A 12,773-nucleotide genomic window follows, 5' to 3' on the forward strand; every position below is an offset into this window, starting at 1 on the left:
CCAATAGAAGCCCGCCTTGTGCGGGCTTTTTTGTTCCCGCTTTTTTCCCCACGGATCTGCGTGTTTTTGACTTTATGGTCCGCAGTTTTCCACTTAGGGTTGCGCGTATTTTTAGATAATGGTTAGCTGTCGATCAGGTTCTTGCCAGTGTTTACGGGGTTAGAGCCGAATTTTTTCTAGATAATGATTTTGCCGTTTAGAGATAATTTTGAGATGCCCTCGTTTTCTCACCACGACCTGCAGCTACTGAACCCATCCTTCGACTCGCCGCTGGTTGACGTTCTGGCCGAGCTCGAATTTCTGCGCAGGCTGAGGCTGGAAGGGGACACCCCACCTCAGGTGTTCTTTCAGTTGAAGGCGCTGTTCCACACGCTGGAGAGCCTGGGCTCTGCTCGAATCGAGGGCAACCACACCACACTGGCCGACTACATCGACAGCAAGGTCGAAGGGAAGGCCGAGAGCACCGATCAGTTGCTGGAAATTGCCAACATCGAGAAGGCGATGGATTACATCGAAGAGGTGATCAAGCCCGGTGCAGACCTGACAGAGCATACGATCCGAGAATTGCACGCGATGACCGTACTGGGGTTACGGCGTGAAGGCGATAGAACGCCAGGCGCCTACCGGGAAGGGGCGGTCAGGATCGCCCAGGCGGAGCATGTGCCTCCGGACGGTGTGCTGGTGGCGCAGTACATGCAGGAGTTGGTCAGTTTCATCAATCGCGACGATTCCCCTAAATACGCGCTGATGAAGGTCGCCCTGGCGCACCACCGTTTCGGTTGGATTCACCCATTCGGCAATGGAAATGGGCGGGTGGTAAGGCTGCTGACCTATGCGCTGTTGATGAAGTACGGCTTCAACGTGAACACGGGTGGTCGGGTACTCAACCCCACAGCGGTGTTCTGCAATGACCGGGACAAGTACTACACCATGCTGGGGCTTGCCGATACTGGCACCACAGCAGGGCTGGAGGCATGGTGTACCTATGTGCTGCAGGGTATCCGCGACGAATTGGAGAAGGTGGACAAGCTCACCGACTATGGCTACCTCACGAAGTGCATTCTGCTGCCGGCCGTGAGTTTTGCACGGAGTCGGGAGTGGATTACCGCGACCGAGGAACAGATTCTGGTCAGCGTCATAAAGATGAAGGTCGTGAAATCGAGTGACATTGCTCAGGCACTCCCCGCGCTCACGGCTAACCAACGGACTTATCAGATCAAGAACCTGGTAGAGCAAGGCATGCTTCTGCCAATCAACCCAGGTTCGAGGCAATACACCCTTGGCTTTTCCAACAATTATCTGGTGCGTGGGGTCATCAAGGCACTGAGGGAGCAGGGGTTCATTCCAGAGCCACTCGACAGGCCTTGAATAATCGCAAGGTCGGCACTAATTCAGCTTGAATTTGTCTCATTTCGTGAACATTAAGGCCCGAATGTAAGCACGATGCTCGAATATCCCACGTCCTGTGTGTCGCGAAAGAGCCGCAAGGCGGCCCGGCAATTTCTTGTTCCACCGCTGAACTGTGCCCTGCAACACAGTTCCCTCTCTCCACGAAATCCTTTCAAGATACTTCGGAACAGCTTTACAAAGCATGCGCAGCCGGGCAGTCGAACAGGTATCGCTACCCGGAGCATTGCCCCGTACCTGTTTGAGCCAACTGTCTTGCTCAATTTCTAAAAGCTAGCGCGATCCCTGTGGGTGCGGGCAAGCCCGCGAATGGCTGCAAAGCAGCCCCAATTAAGCCAGAAAACGTTAACTGACTGGTGTTAGGGCTTGCCCGCGAACACGGGGGAAGACCGTGCCACGCACCGAGATACTGACTTGCCGTACGCACGTATAAAAACAGTGCCAATACAATTTTCGTCAGCGACGCTGTGGTACGAGCTCTGAAAGCCCCCGGCAATGATTTTTTGTGTACTCCCCAAGTCGGTAGCTCGCTCGTTCACTACCCATGTGATGGACGCCTATTCCAGTACACCGCTTTCGTGCGCCAGACGTTCCCTCTTTACTTCGCGGCCCTGCAGCAACCTATCCGCTTGGCCGAATCTTGCGCCAACCTGCGCCCGTCTCTTTCTCTGGAAAGAGACGGGCACTTCTACCACTGCTGCAGCCCTGATCGCACAAGGCATTGTGGCATTCCCCCTCGTGACAATCGGCGTGACAAACGCGGATGTCACCAGCAACAGCCTTGTAGATGATGGTGCCGCAGACCACGGAATGGACTGCACCTGACTGACAGTCAGGCATGCCCCGGTCATCGCATTGCTGCGTTCACCCGGCTCAGGATCTCGCGGCACTGGTCTCGTCAGCCAGTGCAGCCTCCACCCGCCCATCGGTAACGGTGCTCAGGAGGCCAGATCATGAGATGCCCTTGCTCCCGGACGTAAGGAGCCGCTAGTCCCGCGTAGTGGACATTCCCCACAGGTCGCAGGGGCCTTGATCCCTGATAACACTCAGCATTCTTGGCGGGATGACGTGGGGCGAGGATCGGAGAACGAAAGATGAGGTGACAGTCATGGCATTGGTGGGTAGACGAGATGGTCGTAATTTCGGCTATGGCAGGCAATTGAGCTATGCAGGGCCGCAAGCGCTGAAAGACATGTTCGGCTGCGGCCATTACGGCACGGTCAAGGCGCACTGTGATCGGTGGCAGGCATTCGTTAGATGGTGCCGTTCCGAACAAGCGCTGCGCGAACGCACTGAGTTCGAGGCTCTATGGGCGAGCACAGTGTGTGCTCGCCCGGTCAAAGTCACCAAGTTCTGGCTTGAGCCAGCTTGTCACTGATTTCCGGCACCAAGAATGCTAAGAGCTTGTTGAACGACGGATCCTGTCGGAAAGCCTCATCGTGCTTCTCCATGCCTTCTTTGATGATCTTCGTACGACGTGCCCATGTGCCCTTGGTGTCCTGGTCTTTCAAAAGCTGCTCATGGCCGTAAAGCCTGAGTGTCCACCCGAACGCGTACAGGTACTCTTTGTAGTGATCAAACGCGGTGTTGGCGACGTTCAGCAAGCGCGGCAGGTTGTAGCCAACCGGGTAGCCAAAACGGGCACTCAACATCAGTGAAACCATGCCGTGGAATTTGCCAGAACGGTGATCCGCCGGCAGCAGGAGATCGGGCATCGCGATGCGCATGTTCTCCCGGAGAATTGTCCAGGCGGCATTTGTCTCCCGGCAGTCGTTCGCCGCATGCCTTGACCAGAAATCTATGAACGACTGACGGGAAGCAGAAGCGCTTAGCAACTGTTCGACCACTGCGCGTACGTACTCGTAATCCCTATAGTAAACCTTCTGATCCTTGGGGTTGATGGTCAGCTGATCCAGGAACACTTCTTCTTTGACCCACCTGTCATAAATCTGGCCATTCTTCACCTCCGGGGTGGCGAACCAGCAGTCCATCGCCATCCGCTTCGACTCCTGCGAGCGCTTCAGTGTGGCCTCATTCACCACGAACACGTTGTAGTTGTTCAAATAGAAGATGTCTTCCTCGGAGGTGCGCGTGAGGCTGGGGTCGAAGTCCTGGAAGACCCAAATTATCGCGCCGTTGTTCAGGCGATAAAACTCACGGCGGCCTACGATCTCGGTCAGGTACGTCGTCGAGAGCTGCACCTCGAAAGCGATCCGCTGGCCGGCGTGTTCGACTTGGACGTCCGGTTTGCGCCATTGCGCCCGGTCGGCCAGTCGAATGCCTTTCCAGACCACCTCAACCTGCGGCTCAGTGCAGTTCTCGTCGGCGATCAGGCTGTCGCGAATGATGCCCTTCAATCTCAGGTGGGCCATGCTTTCTTTTGCTGCGTTGTACTTGATGCAGTTGATCTGCTGAGCACTGAGCTGGCCGCGAGTGGAAATCGAGCACTTTTGCTCGACCTCTTCTACGGGATGGTGACGGAAGTGGAAGCGACGCCCCTTGGTGCGCACGAGAATCACCGGTGCAGTGCACAGGTGGCAGACAAGCCAAGGTGCTTCGCGATTGCGCGTGTAGCGGCTGACCAGTTCAGCGCGGTCTTTGATCACCAGCCCAAGCTCGCGGCTCAGAAACACCTGCAGGTCAACGTCGAGTCCGGTCTCCATGTCGAGGATTGCGGTCAGAAGCATCGTATCGGTGGGTTGTGCGAATTCACGGGTGTACATGGTGCTTTCCTTTCGTTTGGCTCGTGCTTCCAGAATCCCGATTGCGGCTTCGCGCTGCCACCGAACTGCTTACACTTACTACCACCCGGTGATATCCAGCTCCGCTAGACCTATTGATTCATGGCTGAACCTACGTGTCTTTCTTTGCAAGTGCCTCATCAACGCGGCGCTTCAGGTCTGCCGCGAAGGCTTCTATGGCGTAGATCGCTTGCTGAACGTCTTCGATGCTCAGATCAATCGGTTCGTCGTCGACGGTCTTTCCGTTGCGGTGAACGATGTCATGCCGCTTGATGCAGATCCGAGCGATGTCTGCCATCTCAAGCCCTTTCATGTGCTCACCAAACATCGCGCCCAAGATTTCACGGATGGTTGCCACGTTGTGGAAGCTGAGCTCGGATAACACCTTGAGCACAATGCCCTGAACGATCGCGGGATCCTGGGCGACCTGCTTGAGGGAGATCGTTCTCTTGCTCAACGCTTCGTACTCGGTGACGAGGTTCAGCATCAGACGAGGCTCGCTGATGACAAGCTTTCGTACGACGGTGCTGATTAATGCCTCAAGTAAGGTCACTGCATGCGCATACACCAGCTTGTACGTCGTGTCGGCTTGAGTCTGGTTGCCCACAAGCGTCAGCAGGCTGTAGGCGGTTGTCAGGTCTGTGGAGAACTCATGGAAGAACTGCTTGTGCGAATGTCGCTCCAGCCACAGGTACTCGGCTTGTTCCGCATCGAGCATCTCTATGTACTCTTCGTAGAACTCATTCCAGAGCCCCGTTGTGTCTTCAGCGGTGAGATCCAGGCCGTACTTGTTGTGAATCCATAAACTGCATTGTTGCGCCTCGATTTCGAAGAACACGTCCTTGCTTGCACTCATGTAGCCTCCTGTCCCATGTCGGTGGTGCTGCCTTTAAGTCGCGGCCCGGTCTGGGCCATGCAGCTTTGACAGCGGCGTATTGACTGTGAGTGATCATCAGCGATCATGCTCTGCATGCGTGCCTGTATTCTGCCACCATCGAGCGAAAGGATGATGTGATCGCCATGCTTCAAGAAACCGTCTGTTACGAATGCGTTGTCGATCCTTATCTGGGTGGGGAGATTCGAGACAGTGGCGCCTCAGCCGTCTGTAGCCTGTGTGACTCGAATCGCCAATGCGTCCCGCTCTCCGAGATCGTCACCCTCGTCAAGGCAATCCTCGATCGTTACATCTGTGAGGGCGAGTTCGACTTCCGCTGGAATGGTGTTGAATCTGAGCAATACCAGTACGGTAACCCGCTCGATTTCTGGGTCGGAGAAGTGTTTGGCTGCGACAACGTCGAACCTATCGTTACGGCGGTGTGCAGTGAGCTCGCGTCATACAGCGATGGTGTGACGTACTCCAGGGTGTCCGCGATGCCGAACGACATTCGCTTTCAGTGGGGCGAATTCCAGGAGGGCATGAAGCACGGCAATCGGTTCTTCAACGATAACGCGAAGGCCTTTCTCGACTGGTTGTTCGACGACCTAGGTGAGTACTGCGCCCCATTGAGTGAACACGCGGTTGTTCGTGTACTCACGGCTGACAACGCACCGCCGATCTACCGCGCCCGCACCTGCCTGGCATCGGGAAGCGTGGATGAAATCCTGGCCAATCCTGCCCGCAATCTCGGGGCGCCGCCGAAGGCCAGGGCGGGCGAGGGCAGGATGAATCCCGCTGGTGTCCCTGCTTTCTATGTTGCGCTGGAGCGCCTGACTTGCATCGCCGAACTTCGGCCTCCAGTGGGCGGCACGGTCGTGAGCGGTGAGTTCAGATTGAACAAGGACGTCAGGGTGCTGGACTTCACGCGCCTGGAGGAGGCTGATCCGGGGCCCATGCTTAGCTTTTTCGATCCAGCGTTTTTCGCCAAAGAGGGCCGGCGAGAATTCCTGAGGTATCTGCACGGCGAGATTACTCTGCCGGTTCTGCCAGGCCTGGAGCGCGACTATCTGACTACCCAGGTCATCGCCGAGTACCTGGCGACGCACTGCAAACCTCGGATTGATGGTGTGATGTTCAGTTCGGTGCAGCAGGACTGTGGAACCAACATCGTGCTGTTCTCGCACGTGGCCTGCACAGCGGAGTCGATGACATTCCGCTTCAATGGTGGCATGGGGCTCAGGGGGGCGAAAGCATCTGACGCACCGCGAATCGAATATGTGCCGGGCAGCTTGATCTATCACAAGATTCGAGGCTTGGTGTACGACCCAAGCGATGAACCCCTACGAGAGAACTCGCTTGGGCCGCTGACTGAGATGCATGAGTTCTAGTGCGCGAACCCTCTGCAACCAGGCTCGGGCGCCAAGAAACGCCCCAGCCTGGCTGACACCTGTCTGTCAGGGGAACAGCATGAAGGTGCTGTTGGGGTGGCGCTGGGACTCGTCGAGTTCGGAAGTATCAAGCCCGTAGGTACGCAGCATCCAGCGGGACACGCCGCCGTGTCCCTCGCCGACCTTTGTCCGGCCATGCAGCGCGATGCGGTTGTTGACGATGGCAATGTCCCCGGGCGCCAGGGCGACAGGGATCACGCAGTTCAAGCAGGCCTGTGTCAGCGCATGCATCGCCTTCTTGGCGGGCGTTTCACCAACATCGGCTGGCTGAGTGGAGCTGTGGCTGTAGCGAATCCAGAATCCGCTCTGCATGCGAAACAGCAGTTGGGCGTCATCGACCAGCAGTTCTTCGCCCAGGATCTCCTCCATGCCGTCGCGGAAGGTGAGCTGCGACTGCAGGATGTATTGCGGTTTCTGCAGTTCCTGAATGTGCTCGGGGTCAAGCTCGCTCAAGATGGCTTCAAGCGGCATCACGGTCGTCGGCACTGCGTTGGGGTTGCGCAGCGCTGACAGGCAAACAAAGTCCGGCGATGGTGCAATGCGCGGGTTTTCAGGGTCGCGGTGGCCGCGCACGGGGAACGAAACACCATCGGTGTGGCCGTTCATTTTTCCCTGCGACTTTTCAGAAACCCGGCCTTCACCCGGAATCACGACCAGGTTCACGAAGAGGTCGCCGCCGTTTTCCGAACCATACGACACGGTATCGGCCCCCAGTCCGGCCAGGCAGATGATTGCCGTGGCACGCGCTACCAGTGTACCGACGCAGTCCGGTACCGGACGAAAGCCGATTGGCGTGTCAGGAATGCTCTGGGGGTCGAACACGCTGCGCAAATGCAGGCACGGCATTTGCCAAGCAAGATCATGAACGTCGCTGCGTTTACAGCCCAGATTGGCCAGTTCGGCATCAAGCGCTGGCAGCAAGGCATGGCCAAATGCAACGGGATCACTGAGCTGTTGAGCCATGTCCTCAACGCTGAGCTGCGACTTCCAGTTCGTGATAACGATTCGCAAAGCAGTACAAAAATGAGCGTCGATCAATTGTGTGCCTACGCGTGCGGGTGATATAAATGTGATATACGCCAGCGTGACCTATCACGCGTCTTCTTGCTAGCGATCGTTCGGATCCATGAAAAAGCCCAGCCTCAAGCTCGCCGATTATCTCAATGGGTGCGCTAGTTTTCTAGCCTGCCTCAAGCCTTATATGAGTCTGACAAAAGCGGCTCAGGGATTCAGATGCAGGCTTACACTCCCTGATGGCACCTGTTTGGATGTGCAAGGCAAGGATAAACCTCATGTCGCGCTAAACCTCATGCACGCGCTTGTGAACGTGATGCCACTGGCTCCACGTGAAGAACAGAAAGAAAAGATGTCTGTCTCAACCAGAGAGCCTGCGGTGAACTCCCAGGCAACGGAGACGATCATGCATTCTGAGGTGAAGGCTAAACAGATGGATGAAGCTACTCGTAAAGCCCGCGAACAGATCGGCGTTACGACTAAGGTATCGCTGCTTGAGGAGATCGACGCGGTCGCCAAGCAGAGGGGCATCTCGCGTGCGATCGCCGCACGTGACCTTCTGCAAGATGGGCTGACTCGCTTCGATCGGGAGTCCCGAACCAAGAGCACATCGAAGCTGCTGGCAGACTACGAACGAAAAGCAAACGACTTCGCCGGTGCCCAAACGAAAAACTGGAGCATTCGTGCTGAGCGTCGACTGGTCATGAAAACGCAGTTGACGGCGGGAGAGTATGAACGCTCCACCTCGTCGTTCGTAAATGGCCTTTTGGCCGAGGCGCTGTCGCACTGTCCGGTGGCCGCTGCGTTGGCCGTAAAGGCGCCGGTAATTGCCGATGCTTCCGTCGCGCTGGCTTTGGAAGCCATCGAGCGTGTAAAGGGGCCGAAGGCCAAGCAGATTGCTGCTGAGGCTGACTTGGGCGACAACCGTGTTCTGGCAACCTTGATTCTGGGCGGATCTGTCTTTGCGCCTGCTCGGGTCATCCGCAAAATGGCGGATTATCTGCAGGTTCCCTTCGACGCGTTTTCCGTTGCGTTGGAGCGACGTTTTACGAGTCAGCCTGTACCTGCCTTCAAGGCCACTACAGGTAAACCACAAGTTGATCTGCAGCGGAAATCCTGGAGTGTTGCAGTGAAGGAGCTGGAATTGTCGCCGGACGAGGAAGCTCGCCTGCTGAAACTGGAGGGTTGAGCATGAATCCCTTCGACAGGGCTCGACGGAAAGCCATGGATGTTCGAGAGTCGCTGGTGGGGTTAGCCGACTCTCATGGGCCAGTTTCTTCCAAGACGCTGCTTGCCAACGTTGAAGTGATCCTCGGCGTTGGGATCGAATTTGTACCACCGGGCCATTCGATTCTGGGTGGCACCGATGGTGTACTCAAGCGCAACGATGAGACCATGTACATCCGCAAGGATGTCAGTGAAGCCGAGAAGGCTTATCTGATCGCGCATGAACTGGGTCACTGGTACCTGGACGCCGATCTGCAGGAGACCACGTACGCCGATCTTGCGGCCATGACCGCCTCCGAAGGCAGCGAGGCGATCGTCAAGGTTGAGGCATACGGCGCAAACGAGCGCACTGAACTGCAGGCCAATGTGTTCGCGCGCGAGTTGCTCTTGCCTCGTATCGTCGCCCAGCAACAGTTTTTCGCGCACCTCGGCGCGAGTCAGATCTCGCTCAACCTGACGGTACCGATTGAGATCGTTCGCCAACAGTTGTTTGACGGTCTTCTGTTGCCGATCCTGCCCACCGTACCGCCTGGCGCATTGCCAGAAATGACCGATGCGCAGCGCCTGGCGGCGCATGCCAAAGAAACGTTCGTGAACGTGGTGGCAGGCCCCGGCACCGGGAAGACGACCACCCTGGTGCACCGCATCAAGTACTTGCTTGAGCAAGGCGTGCCGGCCAACAAGATCCTGGTGCTCACCTTCACCAACAAGGCGTCTGCTGAATTGGTCGAGCGATTGGCTGCCTCGGGTATCAAGAACGCGACAAACGTGTGGGCGGGCACCTTCCACGCCTTCGGCCTGGAATTCCTTCGTAAGCATCACCACCTGTTCAACCTCCGCGCGAAAGTAAGCATGGCTGACAAGCTCATGCAGGTCAGGCTGATGGTTGGGCGCCTGGCCAAGGTCAGGCTGAAGTACTACCTGCGGCTACAGAACCCCTACGATTGGCTTCCAGGTGTGATCGAGCACATCAAGCGATTGAAGGAAGAGTGCCTGACGGTCGATGACTACCGCGCTCGGCTCAAGGCGCTGCCCCCATGTGATCAGGATGTCCAGGATGAGCGTGAGGACATCGCGACACTCTTTGAGGCCTATGAAGAGGCCATGCGGGAAAAGTGCTGGGTCGATTACGTCGACCTGGTCGCTTACCCGTCAATCCAGGCCCGGCGCGCGCGTGCCACCGTCGCGCAGTACCTCGATCAATTTGAGCATGTGCTGGTCGATGAATATCAGGATGTCACTGAGGTCATGGTCGAGCTGATCAGGCAGTTGGCCCTGAATGCGAATTCGGTGTGGGTGGTCGGTGACGTTCGCCAGGCGATCCATCACTGGCGAGGCTCTTCCATCAAGAGCTTGATCGATTTCGACAAGACCTCCAAAAGCTTGCGGCACATCACACCGACGTACAAGCGCTATGCACTAGATCTGAACAGGCGAAGCACGCCTGAGATTCTCGACCTGTTCAACTGCGCTGGCACGTATCACGCGCTGCGTCATCTGATGCCGCTTGAGCCGGTCACGGCTTATCGGCCATCGATTGGCGGAATCCCAAGGCTCTACCAGTGCGACTCCAACCTCGCCCAGGCAGCCACCCTTGAAACGTGCATCAAGGCGCTTGCGGCTCAGGGCATCCCCTACCGCGAGCAATTGGTCATGAGCCGCAGCTCCACGAACGTTGAGCACGTTGTCGAGGAGCTGACCAAGCGGGGCGTGCCGGTTCTTCATCTCGGGGACATCTGCCAGCGGCCTGAAATCAAGCGACTGTTCTGCCTGATGGAGCTGCTCTGCATGCGGCAGCCCAGGTCTTTGGTCGGCCTGATGCAGGATCCACGATTCCCGATGACGGCCCAGGACATCGAGCTGCTCATGCGTTTCACGCAGAATGGCAGTGGTACCGCGCTTCAGCGTGGGCGATGGATCTGGAGCAATATCCCGGGCCTCTCGGCACAAGGGCAGGTGGCGAAAGCAAACCTGAGCATGTTGCTGCAGGGCTTCACGCGCAATACAAAGCCGTGGGTGTTCGTTTCCACGGTAATGCTGGATCGTCGCTACGGGTTCCCGAATCCGGCTGATACGTCAATCGAGGCGCACACTGCCCGGCTCGCAATCTGGCTGTTCGTCTATGCAGTGCGCAACGGTGACGGCGATGGCAGCCAGTCCCGCCTCACCAAGTTCTTGCTGCAAGAAGAACTACGTCGGCGCATTGGCGAGAAACTGGCGGATCGAGGCATACCGCCTGAGGCAAGAGCCCTGGATGCCGTCAACGTCATGACGGTGCATTCCAGCAAGGGGCTTGAGTACTCGGCGGTGCATCTCACCAACGTCGACGATACCGCCTACGGGCCCAATCGGCCCTACTTCTACGATCTGCGTCCACTTGAGCTGATTCCTCCCGAGGTGCTAAACAGCACCGATGATGACTTTGCGTTCGAGGAAAAGGTAGAGCGGAACAATCTGCTCTACGTGGCGCTGTCCCGTGCCCGCGATCACCTGTACCTCTACCAGCTCGCTGACACCACCAGGCCGGCGCCCCTCAACGCGGCAGGCAAGAAGCTTCGAACGCTGTACGGCATCCGTTTGCCTGCCATACCGCCTGCTCCATTGCCGATTGGCAGCGCCGTTGCGCCGAGCACAGTGAGCTACGAAGCGTTCCAGACCTATATGAACTGCCCGCTTCAGTACCATTACCGGCATGAGTTGACCCTGACGGCTGAGCAGGAGATTGATGTGTCGATCCGGGCGCGGTGGGCTGTCAGCGACATGCTCTTTGAGGTGTTGAAGAACGCTGCCGTGCCTCAGACGGCGTTCCAGGCTGCGTGGAAAGCGCGCCTCCTGCCCCCAAAAACCGAAGATCCGCAGCTCTATGAGGATGCTGTGACAGCGGTAAAACGAGGCCTTGCGCTTGTCGGTGAGATTCGGGGCAGCCTGGTAGAAGGGCTCGTATCAGAGGTGGCTGGACTGCAGATCGTGCTGCCGTGGATGCTGTCGGTGGGCAGCGAACTGCACTGGATCCGAGCGCACGAAGGGCTGTCAGGGACGATGAAGCAGCTCAGGCCAATGATGGTGAACATGAATGCCCCCGGCATCCGATACGCCACCATCTATTCGTTGATCACCGATAAGCGCATTCGAGAGGGCGCCTCGCGTGGCATCGAGCGCACGACAGTATACAAGATGGCCAAGAGCTTCATCGCCGGTGATCGGTTGCCCAACCGGGGCAGAAGCTGCAGTCGCTGTGCGTACCTGAGTATTTGCGACGGCAAGCCCTGACAGCCTGTTGATGCTCACAGCGCTGCGCATTCTGCCGGAGAATTTTACGGGATTTTGGCCGTGGGGCTCATGGCAGGGTCGGATTCTGCAGGAGCTTCGTCTTTGCGAGCCGGGCTGATCGTGATACCGACACCAAATGTCTCAGCTAGGCCGGAAATCATCCGTTCCTTCGAGCTCTGTGCAAAATCATCTCGCCTGACACTGGACGCGGCACCAAAGAGCAGATTGATCACAATGAGCGCAGTCAGCGCGTTGCCTAGCCGTCCTCCATCATCCTGTCATGCCATTTCGCAGTGGTCGGGATCCTGAAAATAGGCTGGGGATAATTTTAGAGATAAAGAGTTGTACGCTTAAGAATAATAGCCATTGAATTCAGGCCCTTTCGTGTTGCTACGACTCCTGTCTCCGCACCAGTAGACCGTTTCCAGCAGTCTATGACTGTCTATGAAACGCACCACAAAGCCCGCCTGGCGCGGGCTTTGTGGTTTCTGTCTGGCGCGTTTTGCCTTTGGTATTCCGGCCTCGACAGCGAAGCCTGAGCGGGCTTCAGCGCAATCGATCGCTCAGGCTGAGCTTGATCCACCCAATACCAATACCAGATCAGTATGGAAAGCCTGGTTACGAGCCCATGCTGATCTTGAACAGCTGATTGTCGGCTTCCCTCGAGCAACTGCCTTGCTCAAGATCTAAAAGCTTGCACGACTCATACTGTGTAGCAATTGTATTGTCCAGACTCCAAAGGCCTGCACAATCACTGTGAGAGCGGGCTTGTACCGCGAACACGGGCGA

Annotated in this window: 8 protein-coding genes and 1 pseudogene; 6 read left to right on the forward strand and 3 right to left on the reverse strand. The window is 57.0% G+C overall.

The annotated features are described in order from the left end of the window. Window positions 1-213: 213 nt before the first annotated feature. Window positions 214-1,368 (forward strand): Fic family protein, encoded by a 1,155-nt coding sequence (locus ACK1VC_RS23875; RefSeq protein WP_023047451.1) that lies wholly within the window; start codon window positions 214-216, stop codon window positions 1,366-1,368. A 1,147-nt stretch (window positions 1,369-2,515) separates the two neighbouring features. Next, window positions 2,516-2,680: pseudogene (locus ACK1VC_RS23880) on the forward strand (integrase domain-containing protein); the annotation flags it as partial. Between the two features lie 70 nt (window positions 2,681-2,750). Here ACK1VC_RS23880 and ACK1VC_RS23885 read toward each other — a convergent pair. After that, window positions 2,751-4,130 carry a DUF6035 family protein gene (locus tag ACK1VC_RS23885; protein ID WP_191087243.1) on the reverse strand — a complete coding sequence of 460 codons (1,380 nt, stop codon included), beginning with the start codon at window positions 4,128-4,130 and terminating at the stop codon, window positions 2,751-2,753. Between the two features lie 130 nt (window positions 4,131-4,260). Further along, window positions 4,261-5,004, reverse strand: a complete 744-nt coding sequence (locus ACK1VC_RS23890; protein WP_186556115.1) for a hypothetical protein — start codon at window positions 5,002-5,004, stop codon at window positions 4,261-4,263. Window positions 5,005-5,168: 164 nt separating this feature from the next. On the opposite strand from ACK1VC_RS23890, the gene ACK1VC_RS23895 reads away from it, so the two are divergent. After that, a complete protein-coding gene (locus ACK1VC_RS23895) occupies window positions 5,169-6,413 on the forward strand; it encodes an RES family NAD+ phosphorylase (protein ID WP_449118059.1) in 1,245 nt (414 codons plus the stop codon). Window positions 6,414-6,479: 66 nt separating this feature from the next. Here the strand turns inward: ACK1VC_RS23895 and ACK1VC_RS23900 are convergent, their stop codons facing one another. Further along, window positions 6,480-7,511 carry a TauD/TfdA family dioxygenase gene (locus ACK1VC_RS23900; RefSeq protein WP_224372434.1) on the reverse strand — a complete coding sequence of 344 codons (1,032 nt, stop codon included), beginning with the start codon at window positions 7,509-7,511 and terminating at the stop codon, window positions 6,480-6,482. 88 nt (window positions 7,512-7,599) lie between these two features. Here ACK1VC_RS23900 and ACK1VC_RS23905 point away from each other — a divergent pair, with 88 nt between their 5' ends. The 3 genes from ACK1VC_RS23905 (at window position 7,600) to ACK1VC_RS23915 (ending at window position 12,674) form a co-directional block, all read left to right on the forward strand. Next, a complete protein-coding gene (locus tag ACK1VC_RS23905) occupies window positions 7,600-8,676 on the forward strand; it encodes a hypothetical protein (protein WP_224372436.1) in 1,077 nt (358 codons plus the stop codon). A 2-nt stretch (window positions 8,677-8,678) separates the two neighbouring features. Continuing rightward, complete coding sequence (locus tag ACK1VC_RS23910; RefSeq protein WP_191087244.1) at window positions 8,679-11,984, forward strand: UvrD-helicase domain-containing protein; 3,306 nt, start codon at window positions 8,679-8,681, stop codon at window positions 11,982-11,984. Window positions 11,985-12,428: 444 nt separating this feature from the next. After that, entirely contained in the window at window positions 12,429-12,674 is a 246-nt protein-coding gene (locus tag ACK1VC_RS23915; RefSeq protein WP_146018924.1) for a hypothetical protein, read from the forward strand. The last annotated feature ends 99 nt before the right edge of the window (window positions 12,675-12,773 follow it).

The sequence above is a fragment of the Pseudomonas sp. XP2 genome, from assembly GCF_053557975.1.

Coding starts and splice junctions, on each gene's coding strand:
- ACK1VC_RS23895 (WP_449118059.1), top strand. CDS start 5,169: ATGCTTCAAGAAACCGTCTGTTACGAATGCGTTGTCGATCCTTATCTG.
- ACK1VC_RS23915 (WP_146018924.1), top strand. CDS start 12,429: ATGAAACGCACCACAAAGCCCGCCTGGCGCGGGCTTTGTGGTTTCTGT.
- ACK1VC_RS23910 (WP_191087244.1), top strand. CDS start 8,679: ATGAATCCCTTCGACAGGGCTCGACGGAAAGCCATGGATGTTCGAGAG.
- ACK1VC_RS23875 (WP_023047451.1), top strand. CDS start 214: ATGCCCTCGTTTTCTCACCACGACCTGCAGCTACTGAACCCATCCTTC.
- ACK1VC_RS23890 (WP_186556115.1), bottom strand. CDS start 5,004: ATGAGTGCAAGCAAGGACGTGTTCTTCGAAATCGAGGCGCAACAATGC.
- ACK1VC_RS23905 (WP_224372436.1), top strand. CDS start 7,600: ATGAAAAAGCCCAGCCTCAAGCTCGCCGATTATCTCAATGGGTGCGCT.
- ACK1VC_RS23885 (WP_191087243.1), bottom strand. CDS start 4,130: ATGTACACCCGTGAATTCGCACAACCCACCGATACGATGCTTCTGACC.